Source organism: Pediococcus ethanolidurans (assembly GCF_001437405.1).
GTDB lineage: Bacteria > Bacillota > Bacilli > Lactobacillales > Lactobacillaceae > Pediococcus > Pediococcus ethanolidurans.
In genome coordinates, this window is sequence record NZ_JQBY01000007.1 from 28,059 (window position 1) to 44,213 (window position 16,155).

The window sequence follows — 16,155 nt, forward strand, 5'->3', positions numbered from 1 at the left end:
AGCAAAATGATTGCGTACATTGTGGCGAGTCATGGTGAATTTTCGGAAAGTATCTTGGAAGCATCCTGGGAACTTTTTGGTAAACAAGAAAAAGTGGTTTCAGTAACACTGAAACCTGAAGAAGATCCTAAGGACTTGTTGGCTGATTATCAAACTGCATTGAAAAAATTTGACGAAAATGACCAAGTCATCTTTTTAGTTGATTTATTTGGTGGAACACCATTTAATGTGGCAGCTCAAATTGTTGTTAAACATTCTGAACAAATGGCACTGGTTGCAGGATTAAATTTAGCTATGTTGGGTGAGGCGTATGTGGTACGTGATCAACCTTTGACGGATGCCGTGTTTCGGTTAGAACAAAGTGCAAAGTCTGCGGTTCGTCATTTACAGGTACCAGATGAAGTCAAAGGAGACGACTAGTTTTGACAATGAAGATTTGTTTAGCTAGAGTGGATAGTCGCTTACTTCATGGTCAAATAGCAACCGGTTGGGCAAAAAGTGTCAAACCAAATCGGATATTAGTGGTTTCAGATAATGTTGCTAATGATGAATTACGAAAAATGTTAATCGTTCAGGCTGCTCCAATGGGTGTTAATACTAATGTCATTACCATTGATAAGATGCTACGAATATATAGAGATCCGCGCTTTGACTCCTTTAAAGTGCTTTTGTTAACCGAAAACGTACAGGATATGTTGCGACTAGTGCGTGGTGGGATGAATTTTCAAGATTTAGGAATTGATATTGGTAGTTTGGCGTTTTCTGAAGGAATGACCATGTTAAACGATTCGATTGCGGTTGGTACTGATGAAATTAAAGCAATTCGGGCATTACATGACTCTGGCTTACAGATATTTGCACAGAAAATTCCCAATGATGGTAAGAAGGATATTATGACAATGTTGGAGAAAAATAAGCTCTAACCAAAGTAAGTAATCTTTTTAAAAGTAACAAGGCTGGGGAAAACTCCCAGTCTTTTTCTGTTTCCGAACTTTAATAGCTGAAATCAGAGCAAAAAGGCTAATTTTTTCGTTTAGGTACGAAAACCAAACGACTCAAAGAACGGACCATTCGATTGCCTAGGTTTATCGTCTTAGCGATTCGTAGTATGCGCGAAGTCAAACCACCTTTTTCCCACTCTCCTAAAAGCTAATTTATTATAAAGATTTTAATTAGAGTAACTCCAAATTACCCAAGCAAGAAAAAGATTGGTAAAATAGAGAAAATAGATTTAAGTGAGGATGTGCCAAAACGGTGAATATTAAAATCGCGGCAACGGGACATTACGTTCCTAAAAGAATTGTCGATAATTTTGAATTAAGTAAAATTATGGATACCAGCGATGACTGGATTCAATCTCATACAGGAATTAAGACTCGCCATTTTGCTATGAATAATGAAAATACGTCTGATTTATGCACTAGGGTTGGTGAACAACTTCTAGAAAAAAGTGGTTTAAAACCTGAAGAAATTGATCTAATTTTAGTTTCGACAATTACCCCAGACAGTTTAACTCCGGCGACTGCATGTATTGTGCAAGATAAATTAGGAGCAACCAATGCATTTGCAATGGATATCTCAGCAGCTTGTGCAGGTTTTATATTTGGTCTAAGCACAGCTGAAAAATTTTTACGTTCGGGTCGCTATCATAATGCTTTAGTAATTAGCGGTGAAACGAATTCCAAAATGATGGATTTTACAGATCGAACTTCTGCCGTCTTCTTTGGCGACGGAGCTGGTGGTGCGCTTTTAGAAACAACTGAAAATACTAACGAAGAGTTTTTTATTGATGAAAAGTTACAGAGTGTAGGTAGTCAACATCAAACTATTCATAGTGGTAGAATCGCACCGATTACAAAAATTGCAGGCACTAATTATCCAAAACTCGATGCGTTTTATCAAGATGGTCGTGCCGTATTTGCGTTTGCCACTGAGACGGTGCCCGTTCAAATGCGTCAAATTTTAAATAGAAATCATGTAAATGTAAATTCACTTGATGCAATTATTTGTCATCAAGCAAACTTACGAATTATTGAGAAAATCAGTGCCGCATTGGCAGTCCCAATGACTAAATTTCCAACGAATGTTACTACCTTTGGCAACACATCATCTGCGGGCATTCCCATGGCATTAGATCAACTACAACGTGATACGCATCGACCCCAAAAGGTTCTATTAACGGGATTTGGTGCTGGATTGGACTATGGTAGTATGCTGATTAATTTCTAAGGAGGAGTTGTCAAAATTGAATTTAGAAGACGTCAATAAATTGTTAGATAAATTAGAGCAACTTGATTTTGATGAGGTTGATTTAGAATTCGACCAGGCTAGAATTCATGTTAAAAAAAGGGCAAATAATACTTCACAACACGAAATTACCTTTGATTCCGATCAAAAACAAACTGAAGCTGACGTATTTATGGTCAAAAGTCCGATGGTTGGTGTAGCTCATTTAGAAGCCAGTCTAAAAAAAGGACAAAGAGTACACGCAGGCGATGTGGTGGCACAAATTGAAAGTATGAAGTTGTTTAATGATGTGACAACGTTGTATGGTGGTGTCATCAATCAGATAAAGGTCAAAGATGGCGAATCCGTCGAATTTGATCAACCGTTATTATCGATTAAAAAGGATAAGTAAAATGTTCAAGAAAATTCTAATTGCCAACCGTGGTGAAATTGCGATTCGAATCATTAGGGCTTGTCAGCAGTTGAAAATTGCTACTGTGGCTGTTTATTCAACAGCAGATCGGCAGGCTCTTTTTGTGCAACTTGCTGATGAAGCAGTTTGTATTGGTCCAGCCAGCGCAAAGAATTCTTATTTGAATCGAGAGGCCATTTTAATGGCAGGCATCAATACAAATGCAGATGCCATTCATCCAGGCTATGGTTTTTTATCTGAAGATGAATTATTTGCGCAAATGTGTGAGGAATGCGGCATGACTTGGATTGGTCCTCAAGCAAGTTTGATTCATGACTTTTCTGATAAAACGAATTCTCGAAAAATTGCCAAAAAACTGGGCTTGCCAATTATACCTGGTACGGGGATGATTACGAGTGAACCGCAATTATATGATCAGGCAAATAAGCTTGGTTATCCAGTGTTGCTAAAAGCCAGTCACGGTGGCGGTGGTAAAGGTATTCGGATGGCTAGTTCTGCTAAAGACCTGTTTGTAAAATATGAAACGGTAAAAGAAGAGGCAGGATCATCTTTTTTGGATGGCTCGATTTATTTAGAACGTGATTTTGAGGCGGCTCGTCATATTGAAGTTCAGGTGTTGGGGATGCCAGAAAAATTACTTATTTTAGGTGATCGTGATTGTAGTTTACAAAAACATCGTCAAAAAGTTATTGAAGAAAGTAATGCCAGCATTCTGACACAAGCGGAACGTCAACACCTTTATAAATTGGTGCATCAGTTATTGGATGGAGCAAATTATCAAAGTTTAGGAACGGTTGAGTTCTTGTTTGTGCAGCATCAGTTTTACTTTCTGGAAATGAATACGCGTCTGCAAGTGGAACATGGTATTACTGAAGAAACTAGTGGGGTTGATATTGTTCAGGCGCAAATCAAGGTAGCAGCACATGAGTCATTTGAGTTACCAAATTTGAATTTTCAGGGGCATGCAATTGAATGTCGGTTGAACGCTGAAAATGACATGACAGCACATTTGTTTGAAACGGGAAAATTAACTGAATTTACAATGCCAACTGGAATTCGTGTCGATACAGGTCTGCAAAGTGGTGATGTGTTAACTCCATTTTATGATCGCCTATTGGCAAAAATTATTGTGCATGGAACTGATCGAACGATGACCGTTAAAAAAATGCAGGATGCGCTAGCTCAAATAAAGGTTAGTGGAATTGGCACAAATTTGAAACAATTAAAACAAATTATCAGTAGTGAACAATTTATTAAGGATCATTATTATATTCATTCGGTCGGAAAAATGATGGAGGAATCAACTCATGAGTCATTTGCCTGAAAAAAATAGCTGGCAAATTTGTCAGCACTGTGGAAAACATGTTCATGACTTGCAGTGGGCACCGTATTTTCGGTGTCCTTTTTGTCAAAATTTGCAGCGCTTATCAAATGAACAACGTTTGAAAGTTACGGTAGACGCTGATAGTTGGCATGAAATTAGATTAAATGCACAAACCACTAATTTTTTGGATTTTCCCAATTACTCTGCAAAACTGCATGAAGCACAAAATAAGACGCATCATGGAGAAGCTATTCAAATTGGAACGGCCAAAATCAACACGTTCCCGGTTGCATTAGGCATAATGGATAGTCATTTTATGATGGGAACTTTGAATACAACGGTGGGCACAGCAATTAGACAGATTATGCAAATTGCTAAAACTCAAAAACTACCGCTAATTCTTTTCATTGCTTCTGGTGGGGCACGGATGCAAGAAGGGATCTTTTCTCTATTACAAATGAATACAATTTTAAATCAATGGACGGAATTTGAAAACGACAGACAGTTAGTGATTAATGTTTTGACAGATCCAACTATGGGTGGTGTTTCTGCCAGTTTTGGATTTAAATCTGATTACGTGTTAGCAGAGGATCACGCACAAATTGGTTTTGCGGGGAAACGGGTGATTGAGCAAACCACGCATGAAGAATTGCCTGATAAGTTTCAAACGGCAGAGGATTTGCTTACCCATGGATTGATTGACGAAGTGGTCAAAAGAGAACAGATGCGAACTAAATTAACGACCCTTTTACGTCTACATAGTGGAGGCTAAAAAGATGGCTAAAACGTTAGAAGAAAAAATTAAATTAATTCGTTCCCCCAAACGGTTAACGACACAACAGGTAATTAGTCAATTAGTGACTAATTTTTTTGAGGTTCATGGTGATCGTCAATTGGGTGATGATCCGGCGGTGAGTGCAGGCATTGGTTTATTTCATGCTCGGCCAGTCACGGTTCTGGGTATTAATCGAGGTACGAATATTCAACAGCGTCGTGAAGTGAATGGTGGTGCTGTTCGTGTGACGGGGTATCGTAAAGCTTTGCGAGTTGTAGAAGCTGCAGAAAAGTTCAATCGGCCAGTCATTTCTTTACTTAACATGCCTGGTGCAGACGCGAGCGTTTTTTCAGAAGAACATGGACAAAGTGAAGCAATTGCAGATCTCATTTTAAAAATGGGTCAATTGACGGTACCTAATGTGGCATTATTTTTGGGTGAAGGTCACAGTGGTGGTGCGTTAGCGTTTAGCAATGTCAATCAAATCTTAATGTTAGAGAACGCGTTGTTTTCAGTGGCATCGCCAGAAGCAGTTCAAGCCATTTTAAAAAATCGAAATCAAACGCAGGATGCAAGTGAATTTATGCCAATGACGGCACAACAGTTAGAAAAGATCGGCTTAGTAGATAACATTATTTTGGAAACCCCAGCTAATAACTTAATTGAACGAATTGATGTTGCTCTTAGCAAAGCATTAGATCAGTTGAGAGATTTGGATGCGGCGCAATTAAAAAAACAACGGTTAACCAAGTTTGAAAAATTAATTGAATTTAATAAAAATGAACAATAAAAAAGAGATTTCTTTGATAAAAGATTACGATTCAGCAGGTGTGTCCTGTTGCATGCTTTCATTTGGAAATCTCTTTTTGTGTAAGTTATGGTCCGGTTGTTGGCGAACCAGTGTTACTGTTTTGATTGACTGTATTGGTTGAGCTAGATGCATTGCTATAGCTTGAAGAAGTAGAGCTAGCAGTTGTACTTGAAGAACTCTGAGTGGTAGTTGAGCTAGTCGTTGTATCCGAACTTGAACTACTATCAGTTAGTTTTGTTGTATTGGCTAAGCCTAATTCCTTACGAATTTTATTTGAAATCTTGCGTCGTTCAGTCATAGAGGCAACTTGGTAAGATAAACCATCAATCGTTTCGCTTTCACCTTCCAAAGTATTAGATTTTATGTGGTGAGAAGCATTTTTATAACTAAAACGTAAGGCAAGCATATCATTGAAAGTTAAGTTAGTTTTCATGTTCTTTTGAACAGAATTCAAAATACTTTGGAAACGAGTAACTGAAGAAATTGTTAAGGCTTTACGAACAACAGCCAAAATAACCTGACGTTGGCGTTTTTGACGACCGTAATCGCCATCAGGATCATCATAGCGCATCCGGGAATAAGAAAGAGCTTCTTTGCCAGTTAAGTGGGTTTTGACACCTTTTTTAACGTTTGCTGATCCGTATTTAAAGGTTAGTGTTGGGGTAACATCAACGCCACCGACAGAATTGACAAGTTCCTTAAGACCACCCATATTCATCACAATATAAAAATCAATTGGAACATCAAGAAGATTTTGAACAGTTTTAATGGACTGTGATGCGCCACCAATTGTATATGCAGCATTGATCTTTTGAGTTGTGTTGTTAATTGTAACGGCAGTATCACGAGGAATGCTGGTCATATACGTCGTTTCTTTTTGAGCGTTTAACGATGCCACGATCATCGTATCACTCAGCCCTTTAGTTTTACGACCAAGGGCACCCGTGTCGGTTCCAAGAATTAAAACATTGAGCGGATCTTTATTTTTAATCACTTTTGAAACGTTTCGGGCAGTTGGTGTTTTTGTTTTTTGGTAGGCTTGATTGGCAACTTTTTGAGCACTAGTGTACATTGTATAGGCTTTGACACCACCAGCAATCAACAAAATTAGGGCAACTATGCCAATACTCCACCAGATCTTTTTGTGGGATTTTTTGGCACTTTTCATGTGTTTCTCACTCACTAAGGTGAACCTCTTTTCAATTATTAAATTTTAAAATTAAAACGTTTTCCCCGCGCTTACATCATATTTCAACGGCCTTTTTATGAAAATGGTCTATGAAAATATGCTATACTAATCATTGTTGCATTTATCATACACCATCTAGGGAAGGGATAAAATCACAATTTTTATACATAGTATTCAAGGCGTTATTATCATTATTGTGATGATTGCCATTGGATATATTCTGTCTTGGCGAAAGTGGTTTGACGAGAGTTCTTCACGACTAATTGCCAAATTAGTGACTCAAATTGCTTTACCTGCCTATATGATTAGCACGATTACTCATGATTTTACTGCAAAAAAGCTGCTAAGTACACTACCAGATTTAAGATTTCCTGTTTTATCCATGTTAATTTTATTTGCGTTAGCGGCAGTTTTATATCGAGTGATGCAAATTAAGGAACAACACCGGGGATTATTTGAATCAATGTTTCTAAATTCTAACACTGTTTTTATTGGTCTACCGGTCAATATGGCCTTGTTTGGTAATCGAAGTTTGCCATATGTACTAGTTTATTACATGGCAAACACCACCATTTTTTGGACGTTAGGGGTTTGGTTAATTCAAAGAGACGGGACAACTTCAGAAAAATTCAATTTGAAGACCACTTTGGGTAAAATCTTTTCACCACCATTACTTGGGTTTATTGTGGGTGTTTTATTGGTTATTTTCCATATTCAACTTCCACAATTTGTATTGACTGATTGTCAGTATATTGGTGGTTTAACAATTCCACTTTCCATGTTTTTCATTGGAATTGCGATTCAGCGCGCCGGTATTCAAAACGTAACCATTGATCGGGATAGTTTGGGTGTTTTATCAGGGAGATTTATTTTTGCCCCAGTTCTCATGACACTACTGGTATTACCAATGCCGGTTCCTGTATTAATGAAACAAGTTTTTATTTTGCAATCGGCAATGCCAGTAATGACCAATGCCCCAGTAGTGGCCAAATTGTATCATGCAGACGAAAAGTATGCAGCAATTATGGTGACCGAAACCACCTTGCTAAGTTTGGCAGTTATTCCATTATTAATGTTATTTGTTAAATCAGGATTAATTACTTAAGTTTTAGCAATATTGTAGGAAAAAGAACGTCAGTTTAAAAATATTTGGGAGATAATAAAGAAATTGAGAAAAACAGTCAGTTACATTAGTTTTTCAACTTTAATGTTTAGTTTGATGGAAATTGCCCTTAAAATGGCAGGCGGCGCGTTTGACCCGATTCAACTGAATTTGATTCGGTTTGCCGTGGGTGGATTAGTATTGTTACCAATTGCCTTAAACTCTTTGAAAAAACAGCAACGTAAACTTAATTGGAAAGATTTGAGATTATTTGGCATTACAGGATTTATCTGTGTCATCATTAGTATGACGTTGTATCAACTAGCGATTGTATATTCACCAGCAGCTACAGTTGCAGTATTGTTTAGTTGTAATCCTGTGTTTGCCTTAATTTTTTCATATTTAATCTTGCATGAACGTTTAGGACGTGCTAATTTAATTTCAGTAGTTGTTTCTGTGATTGGTTTACTAGTAATCGTCAATCCAGCCCATTTAACTAATGTTGTGGGATTAACATTGGCTGTGACTTCAGCCTTAACTTTTGGCTTATATAGTATTATTTCACGGTACGGTTCACAAAAACGAGATTTAAACGGTATTGTGATGACTTGTTTTACTTTTTTGACCGGAACCGTTGAACTGCTGGCAATTGTTGCTTTAACACATGTACCAGTTATCGGTCGTTCAATGACGCAAGTGAGCTACTTAAAACAATTTGTCAACATTCCAGTTATTCAAAATATTAGTTGGCAATATTTACCATTGTTGTTCTTTATTGGTGTTTGTGTCACTGGTGGAGGATTTGCGTTTTACTTCTTGGCAATGGAAACTTCAGACGTTTCTACAGCCTCTTTGGTGTTCTTTATCAAACCAGCATTAGCACCAGTACTAGCGGCGCTAATTTTAAGTGAACAGATTACCTTGCCAACTATTATTGGTATCGTGATTATTTTGTTAGGTTCAGTTATTACCTTTATTGGAAATCGTTCGAAATCAATTCGATCCGAAATGGGACAACCAGTTTATCCTGATAAAACGAAAAAGACTGATTCAGACGACTTAATTGGAGAAGTAGAAGACTTTAATTCAAATGTTGAAGATGAGGATTAAAAATGACGTACTTAGTCTTATTGAGGCATGGTCAAAGCATCGCTAACCGTGATAATGTTTATACGGGGTGGAGCGATGTTCCATTAACACAGCAGGGCAGACAAGAGGCTCATCAAGCTGGAAAGCTTATTTATCAAACAGGAATTCAGTTTGAAGATGTGCATACATCTTTGTTAAAGCGGGCAATCACGACGGCGGATATCGTCATGGACGAAATTCACCAAAATTGGTTACCAATTCATAAAGCTTGGCGGTTAAATGAGCGCCATTATGGTGCACTTCGTGGGCAAAATAAGGATGAAACACGTAAAACATATGGTGTTCATCAAGTGGCCTTGTGGCGCCGTAGTTTTAAAGCTGTCCCACCACTATTGAAGGCAACTGAGTCAGATCGGCGTTATATGCAGTTGGGTGACGTTGAACCTCGTGGCGAGAGCCTTGAGATGGCTTATAACCGACTGTTGCCTTATTGGACGGACCAAATTGCTCCCAAACTTTTAGCGGGCAAAAACCAGTTGGTTGTGGCCCATGGTAGTACTTTACGTGCCCTCATTAAGTACTTAGAACAAATTAGCGATGAAGGCATTGATGGCGTTGAAGTCGCCAATGGTGAACCAATAGTTTATCAATTTGACGAAAATTTGAATATTGTGAGCAAAGAAGTGCTGGACTAAAAATGAACCAGCTAAAAACGAATTTTGAGGAGAAGGCTGTAGTTGGCCTTCTTTTTTGTTAACAATGAAGCTTGTTGTATGGTCAGGAATGAGTTGTCTTTGAGAATCGATTAGGGCTATACTACCGATATAGTAACCCTAATTATAAAATTTTTTTAAAAATAATCTTTAATTGAAATTTAAATTATTTACTGATTGGAGTGTAGCCATCATATGCAGTACAAGGATAAATATAATTTGACCCGTGATCAAAATGTTAGGTTTGCCAAAATGAATTTTACTAGGCTAGTGCACACAAATGCACGTTTTGAGGGAATAAACACGACCTTACCACAAACGCAAACTATTATGGATGGAATGGGTGTTGATGGTGTTTCTGTAGAAGATATAAATACCATTATAAATTTGAAACGCGGGTGGGAGTTGATAACAACCCCCAATGAAGAGACATTGACATTAGACTATGTGAAAAAGGTTAATGCTATTGTTGCAGCTCAGGATGCGTTAGTTCCTGGTGAATTACAAAAGGGTAGTAGCAAAGTGCAAATTGGTACGAGTGAAGATTTTGTACCAGAGCCTGTTGATACAGAAAAAGAACAAAAATTTTTAAAGAATTTGTTATCAAGTCCCTTAAAAAGCACGACAGATAAAGCAATGACACTAATGTATCATTATATGCGCGGTCAAATTTTTGGGGATGGAAATATAAGGACGGCTACGTTAGTTGCAAACAAGCTGATGATTGATAATGGTGCTGGTTTAATCAATGTCCCCTTAAATCATTGGCATAAATGGAACGAATTAATTGGCGATTTTTATCGTACTAACGACATGAACGTGATTGAAAAATGGACTTATGATAATGGCATTCAGGGTGTTCAGCTTTTTCGTGTAAATTAAAACTAATGGAGAAATTTGAACTGATTTGATTGCTACTAACTTTTTTAGGACAACTCCGCAAAGCAGACTAAATAAATAGGCAAGGCTCCAGCCGGGAATCCTCCCGTCATCCGCCTTACCTATTTACTTAGTCTTAGCGCTTTGTTACGTTCACTTTTTTAGGACAGTTGCACAAGGCAAGCCAAAAAAAATAAACAGGATTCCAGCGGGATTGCGATCCCACCTCCATCCTGCTTATTTTTCTTGACTTTAACGCCTTGTTCCGCTCACTTTTTTTAGGACAACTCCACAAAGCAAGCCCAAATAAATAGGCAAGGCTCCAGCCGGGAATCCTCCCGTCATCCGCCTTACCTATTTATTTAGTCTTAGCGCTTTGCTACGTTCACTTTTTTAGGACAGTTGCACAAGGCAAGCCAAAAAAAATAAACAGGATTCCAGCGGGATTGCGATCCCACCTCCATCCTGCTTATTTTTCTTGACTTTAACGCCTTGTTCCGCTCACTTTTTTTAGGACAACTCCACAAAGCAAGCCCAAATAAATAGGCAAGGCTCCAGCCGGGAATCCTCCCGTCATCCGCCTTACCTATTTATTTAGTCTTAGCGCTTTGCTACGTTCACTTTTTTAGGACAGTTGCACAAGGCAAGCCAAGAAAAATAAACAGGATTCCAGCGGGATTGCGATCCCATCTCCATCCTGCTTATTTTTCTTGGCTTTAGCGCCTTGTTCCGCTCACTTTTTTAGGATAACTTCACAAAGCAAGCCCAAATAAATAGGCAAGGCTCCAGCCGGGAAATGTCCCGTCATCCGCCTTACCTATTTATTTAGTCTTAGCACTTTGTTACGTTCACTTTTTTAGGACAACTTCACAAAGCAAGCCCAAATAAATAGGCAAGGCTTCAGCCGGGAAATATCCCGTCATCCGCCTTACCTATTTATTTAGTCTTAACGCTTTGTTACGTTCACTAATCCTTGTATGCCAACGCACCCATTGGATCCCATGGCAACAATTGAGTTGGTTCCTCAGCTTGTGCCTTTCGTTGATCTTCCGTTAAGAATTGTTTGTCTACAACGACTTGGTAGCAATATTCGCTCATCCATTCATCCGTCATGACCATGTAACCCTTAGTTCCGACCTTGTCACCCCAGCTGTTTTCGACTTTCCATTTCTTTGGTTCGCCGTCAACTAAATCAACACCAGTAATGACCATCGCATGAGTCATCAAACTCTCACTATAATCCAAACGTTCTGCCTTAGACATTGATAAATCAATATCAAAAAGAGCTTCCTCATCATAAACGCCAAGATCCAATAATCCACGTTTTCTTGGTTCTGAATGCTGACCGACATCACAACCAAACCAAACACTATGACCAGCCTTAAGTTGGTTAATAGCTGCTTGCTTGAAATCATGCATGTTTAAGTTTAAATGCTTAACCTGACGACCACCAACAACGTTACCCAACATTTCAATTGAGTAGGTATGGTTAAATGGTTTGTCATCAGTAGGAGCATTGATGATTGAAACGTAGTTAGTAAGATCCCAACCAACAAACTTTTCAAAGAATGACTTAGGCGTTAAACCAGCTTCACGATGGAAGTTCTTGTCGTCATCACGGTATTCCCAGTCAAAAGTTGTAGGTGGTTCACCAAAGCTATATGAAGCCATTCGGTAAACTTCTTCCAACATTTTTTCTTTGCGTGATTGAACTTGTTCGTCTGAAGAACCGGCATTAACAAGTTCACGTAATTCAACAGCATCCTTACGAAGTTTTTCGTTTAAGAGGGTGTTGAATTCGTTAGACTTGTTACTGTTGTAAGTTTCAGGATAAACAGATTCTGGAACGATTCCATATTTGTCAATGATGGCACATAACATGTCCCACTGACCACCATCACCTTGAGGCTCATTTAAAAGCCAGGCAACTTTACGATCTGAAGTTGGCTTGTCAGCAGTAGCAATGATATTTTCGTAGAACCAGTTTGATTTTTCAAACTTATCCCAGAAAAAAGTGTAGTTTTGAGAAAGCTCAAAATCCTTGAGCTTAAACTCTGCAGATAGATGATGACGCATCGTGTTTAATGCGGCAAACATCCAACAACGACCACTTTGTTTCTGATTAGCAACAGCACCTGTCTCTAAATCGATTGAAAAAACTGGGCTGAAGTCTGCGCCGCCACGAAGGCCTTCGCTAGCTGCTAAAATACCATTTTTAGTAACCGCACGTTCGAGGACTTTAGACTTGTTTTGTTCATTATAGTGTTTTGCATAACGAGCAACTTGATCTTTAGAAATACTGTTATTACTCAATTTATTCACTCCTAACCTATGATATATAAACATTGTAGTCGAAAAAGAATAATTAGTAAATGCTTAAATCTTGATTAAAAACTGTTTAGGGACGGGCTTGGATAACTTCAGGACCATTTTGGCGACCCACAATGATGGTATTGACCATATCTAAAAATAGACCCTGTTCAACAATGCCAACCTGTTTGATTAAATAATCGGCCAATTCGTGAGGATGTTCAATTTTTCCTAAATGAAGATCAATGACATAATTTTTTGAATCGGTTAAAACATGGTCGCCACTTTCATCCAGTCTGAATTGCGGATGAAGTCCTTTGGCTGCTAGTTTTTTGTAGACTTGTTGACTACCATAGGGAATTACTTCCAAAGGTAAGGGGAATTTACCAAGTTCTTGAACCATTTTGGATTCATCCACAATCCACATGACTTTGGTAGAATTGGTTGCCACAATTTTTTCGAACAGATGGGCAGCACCGCCACCCTTAATGCCTTGATAATCTGCGCTAATTTCATCGGCACCATCAATAGTAAGATCAATATGGTCCACTTCATCGACCGACTTGACCTGAATACCTAATGATTCAGCTTGTTTAGCAGTCCGATTCGAAGTTGGGACACCGATAATGTGAAGATTTTCCCTTTTAACGCGTTCACCAAGGGCATCGACCATAAATTTAACGGTGGAACCTGTGCCAAGACCAACGACTGTGTTATCTTGAATAAATTTGACAGCTTCTTGACCGACTAATTTCTTAAGTTCATTTTGATCCATTATTTTTCTCCATTTCATTTTTGGTTTCTAGAGTAGTGTGATCATCAATCAGCGCCTGATACTCGGTATGCTTTTTTAAATAAGTTCGCGCATAAGGACATAATGGATAGATTTTTTTATGCTGTTCTTTAGCAAAGCTCAAGATCTTCAGCATGAGTTGTTGTGCTAAACCTTGACCACGTAATTCTGGATTTACAAAGACCTGTTCAATAACTATAGTTTCTTGTTTCTTAATGAAAAAGTAAGTGACACAACCACCAATTTTTTCGTGATAAGTAAAACTGATTTTTTTGCCGTCATTAGTGAATTCCATCCCAACACATCCCTCTAAAAATTGTTAATTTACATTAATTGTCGCTTTCGTATTTTGCAAAGTCAATTAGAAAACTTAAATTTCTTCCTTTTACTGAATGAATTAGTTTACAAAACTTGATTTCAAACGGATAATGTACAAAGATTAAACTTTTTAATGCGAATTTACACATTAGATAAACAAGAAGGGAATTTTTAATATGAAACGTGGTTTTGAAATTGTTTCCAAATATCAAGATAAAAATCTGAATCTTCCATATCGTTCGACCAACCATGCGGCTGGGTATGATTTTGAAGCGGCTACGGATTTTGTTTTACCTTCCATTTGGAAGGGCAATTTTTTGAAAGTTCTCTGGGCACTACGCCATAAGCAAGCTGTTAGTGAAACGGATTTACTAAATGGTAGTAAGGATTTAAAACCTTTTTTGGTTCCAACCGGAATTAAAGCTTATATGCAAGATGATGAATTTTTACTGGCTGCCAATCGATCAAGCAATCCGTTGAAACGTAATTTAATCTTACCTAATGGTGTTGGCATTATTGATGCAGATTATTATAACAACGATAGTAATGAGGGTGAGATCTATTTTCAATTGATCAATATGGGTCTTCGAGATATTACGATTAAAAAGGGCGAACGAATCGGGCAGGGAATCTTTATGCCTTATTTGCAGGCCGATGGTAAAGATGAGCATGCAACTAAGCGAGTGGGTGGTTTTGGTTCATCTGGTAAGTAGTAAGTTTAAGGATTTATAAAGATATTTTCAGATCAATTGTTTCCTTAAGAATATGCTAAAATTGAAGGGAGCCGATATCACAATGGCAAAAGCAAAAACACAGTTTGTCTGTCAGAATTGCGGGTACGTTTCACCCCGTTTTTTGGGCCGTTGTCCAAGCTGTGGTCAATGGAACACATTAGTTGAAGAACGTGTTGAAAGTGAAAAAGTGAATCATAAGGCACGGATTAGCTTTGAAGGGCAGCACGCCAAGCCACAGTTGATTAGCCAAGTTGATATGACAGAGACTCCGCGTGTCAAAACTGGATTAGAAGAGTTTAATCGTGTTTTGGGTGGTGGAATTGTTTCCGGTTCACTGGTTCTGATTGGCGGGGATCCGGGAATTGGAAAATCAACGCTACTGCTACAAATTTCTGGTCAATTAAGCGAAAAAAAGCATCGCGTGTTATATGTTTCAGGAGAAGAAAGTGCGGCCCAAATCAAAATGCGGGCCGATCGCTTGCATGTCGCAAGTGAAAATTTTTATTTGTTTCCAGAAACAGATATGAATAGCATTCAAGCTGCAATCAAAGAACTTAAACCAACTTATGTGGTCATTGATTCTATTCAAACAATGCAGGAACCAGACATTCAATCCACAGTTGGTAGTGTGGCTCAGGTACGTGAAATTACAGCTGAATTGATGCAAATTGCCAAAACAAACAATATTACGATTTTTATCGTGGGTCACGTGACCAAAGGCGGTGCCATTGCTGGTCCCAAAATTTTGGAGCATATGGTGGATACTGTTTTGTATTTTGAAGGTGATTTGCATCACACGTACCGAATTCTACGAGCGGTTAAAAATCGATTTGGTTCAACAAACGAGTTAGGCATCTTTGAAATGCGCGAGACAGGATTAACCGAGGTAGCCAATCCTTCTGAGATCTTTTTAGAGGAACGTTTGAAAGACGCAACTGGTTCCGCAATTGTGGTGTCAATGGAAGGTACGCGTCCTATTTTGGTAGAAGTCCAGGCGCTAATTACGCCGACAACCTTTGGGAATGCTAAACGAACGGCTAGCGGTTTGGATCATAATCGTGTTTCGTTGATCATGGCCGTGCTTGAAAAAAGAGCTAATTTTCTTTTACAAAATCAGGATGCCTATTTAAAGGCGGCTGGTGGGGTAAAATTAGACGAGCCAGCGATTGATTTAGCCATTGCGATTAGTATTGCTTCAAGTTATCGGAACAAGGGGACGGATCCGATGGACTCGTTTGTGGGCGAAATTGGATTGACTGGTGAAATTCGCCGGGTAAATCGAATTGAGCAACGTGTGGCAGAAGCTCAAAAACTAGGTTTCAAACGGATCTATGTACCAAAGAACAATTTGCAGGGGTGGACACCACCGACTGGTATTCAGGTTGTAGGAGTGGCTACTTTAAGTGAAGCGCTGCATAAGATTTTTAAATAATTGGTTTTAATTTTGAAAGGAGGGATG

Annotated in this window: 17 protein-coding genes; 13 read left to right on the forward strand and 4 right to left on the reverse strand. The window is 38.5% G+C overall.

Annotated features, from left to right (window positions below; genetic code table 11):
• The first annotated feature begins 6 nt into the window (after nucleotides 1–6).
• From IV87_RS04035 to accA, 7 genes are all read left to right on the forward strand, one after another.
• A complete protein-coding gene (locus tag IV87_RS04035; protein ID WP_057805710.1) occupies nucleotides 7–420 on the forward strand; it encodes a PTS sugar transporter subunit IIA in 414 nt (137 codons plus the stop codon).
• A 2-nt stretch (nucleotides 421–422) separates the two neighbouring features.
• Nucleotides 423–923, forward strand: coding sequence for a PTS sugar transporter subunit IIB (locus IV87_RS04040; protein WP_057805711.1), 501 nt, complete (start codon nucleotides 423–425; stop codon nucleotides 921–923).
• A gap of 331 nt (nucleotides 924–1,254) precedes the next feature.
• Nucleotides 1,255–2,229, forward strand: a complete 975-nt coding sequence (locus tag IV87_RS04045; RefSeq protein ID WP_057805713.1) for a beta-ketoacyl-ACP synthase III — start codon at nucleotides 1,255–1,257, stop codon at nucleotides 2,227–2,229.
• A gap of 16 nt (nucleotides 2,230–2,245) precedes the next feature.
• Nucleotides 2,246–2,638 (forward strand): acetyl-CoA carboxylase biotin carboxyl carrier protein, encoded by a 393-nt coding sequence (locus IV87_RS04050; RefSeq protein ID WP_057805714.1) that lies wholly within the window; start codon nucleotides 2,246–2,248, stop codon nucleotides 2,636–2,638.
• 1 nt (nucleotide 2,639) lies between these two features.
• Entirely contained in the window at nucleotides 2,640–3,983 is a 1,344-nt protein-coding gene (locus IV87_RS04055) for an acetyl-CoA carboxylase biotin carboxylase subunit (protein ID WP_057805715.1), read from the forward strand.
• Nucleotides 3,967–4,755 (forward strand): acetyl-CoA carboxylase carboxyltransferase subunit beta, encoded by a 789-nt coding sequence (locus IV87_RS04060; RefSeq protein WP_057805717.1) that lies wholly within the window; start codon nucleotides 3,967–3,969, stop codon nucleotides 4,753–4,755. The genes IV87_RS04055 and IV87_RS04060 overlap by 17 nt, the downstream gene beginning before the upstream one ends.
• A gap of 4 nt (nucleotides 4,756–4,759) precedes the next feature.
• Nucleotides 4,760–5,548, forward strand: a complete 789-nt coding sequence (gene accA / locus IV87_RS04065) for a carboxyltransferase subunit alpha (protein ID WP_057805719.1) — start codon at nucleotides 4,760–4,762, stop codon at nucleotides 5,546–5,548.
• Between the two features lie 85 nt (nucleotides 5,549–5,633).
• Here accA and IV87_RS04070 read toward each other — a convergent pair whose 3' ends face one another.
• Nucleotides 5,634–6,752 carry an LCP family glycopolymer transferase gene (locus IV87_RS04070; RefSeq protein ID WP_074693871.1) on the reverse strand — a complete coding sequence of 373 codons (1,119 nt, stop codon included), beginning with the start codon at nucleotides 6,750–6,752 and terminating at the stop codon, nucleotides 5,634–5,636.
• 157 nt (nucleotides 6,753–6,909) lie between these two features.
• Between IV87_RS04070 and IV87_RS04075 the strand changes: the two genes are divergently transcribed.
• The 4 genes from IV87_RS04075 to IV87_RS04090 all read left to right on the forward strand — a co-directional run bounded on the left by IV87_RS04075 (nucleotide 6,910) and on the right by IV87_RS04090 (nucleotide 10,544).
• A complete protein-coding gene (locus IV87_RS04075) occupies nucleotides 6,910–7,863 on the forward strand; it encodes an AEC family transporter (RefSeq protein ID WP_057805720.1) in 954 nt (317 codons plus the stop codon).
• A gap of 63 nt (nucleotides 7,864–7,926) precedes the next feature.
• A complete protein-coding gene (locus tag IV87_RS04080; protein ID WP_057805722.1) occupies nucleotides 7,927–8,970 on the forward strand; it encodes a DMT family transporter in 1,044 nt (347 codons plus the stop codon).
• A 2-nt stretch (nucleotides 8,971–8,972) separates the two neighbouring features.
• On the forward strand, nucleotides 8,973–9,644 hold the full coding sequence (locus IV87_RS04085) for a 2,3-bisphosphoglycerate-dependent phosphoglycerate mutase (protein WP_057805724.1): 672 nt from the start codon (nucleotides 8,973–8,975) through the stop codon (nucleotides 9,642–9,644).
• Between the two features lie 213 nt (nucleotides 9,645–9,857).
• Nucleotides 9,858–10,544 (forward strand): Fic family protein, encoded by a 687-nt coding sequence (locus tag IV87_RS04090; protein WP_057805726.1) that lies wholly within the window; start codon nucleotides 9,858–9,860, stop codon nucleotides 10,542–10,544.
• Nucleotides 10,545–11,507: 963 nt separating this feature from the next.
• On the opposite strand, the gene IV87_RS04095 is transcribed toward IV87_RS04090, so the two are convergent.
• From IV87_RS04095 to IV87_RS04105, 3 genes are read right to left on the reverse strand one after another with little or no spacing between them, the layout of a single operon-like run.
• The gene (locus IV87_RS04095) at nucleotides 11,508–12,887 is read right to left on the reverse strand and encodes a C1 family peptidase (protein ID WP_057805728.1); all 1,380 of its coding nucleotides are present in this window, start codon (nucleotides 12,885–12,887) and stop codon (nucleotides 11,508–11,510) included.
• 52 nt (nucleotides 12,888–12,939) lie between these two features.
• On the reverse strand, nucleotides 12,940–13,626 hold the full coding sequence (gene rpiA, locus IV87_RS04100; RefSeq protein ID WP_057805730.1) for a ribose-5-phosphate isomerase RpiA: 687 nt from the start codon (nucleotides 13,624–13,626) through the stop codon (nucleotides 12,940–12,942).
• Nucleotides 13,613–13,939: a GNAT family N-acetyltransferase gene (locus tag IV87_RS04105; RefSeq protein WP_057805732.1), complete on the reverse strand. Its 327-nt coding sequence runs from the start codon at nucleotides 13,937–13,939 to the stop codon at nucleotides 13,613–13,615. The genes rpiA and IV87_RS04105 overlap by 14 nt, the downstream gene beginning before the upstream one ends.
• A 199-nt stretch (nucleotides 13,940–14,138) precedes the next feature.
• Here IV87_RS04105 and IV87_RS04110 point away from each other — a divergent pair, with 199 nt between their 5' ends.
• Nucleotides 14,139–14,675 (forward strand): dCTP deaminase/dUTPase family protein, encoded by a 537-nt coding sequence (locus IV87_RS04110; protein WP_057805734.1) that lies wholly within the window; start codon nucleotides 14,139–14,141, stop codon nucleotides 14,673–14,675.
• An 82-nt stretch (nucleotides 14,676–14,757) separates the two neighbouring features.
• The gene (radA, locus tag IV87_RS04115; protein ID WP_057805736.1) at nucleotides 14,758–16,128 is read left to right on the forward strand and encodes a DNA repair protein RadA; all 1,371 of its coding nucleotides are present in this window, start codon (nucleotides 14,758–14,760) and stop codon (nucleotides 16,126–16,128) included.
• The last annotated feature ends 27 nt before the right edge of the window (nucleotides 16,129–16,155 follow it).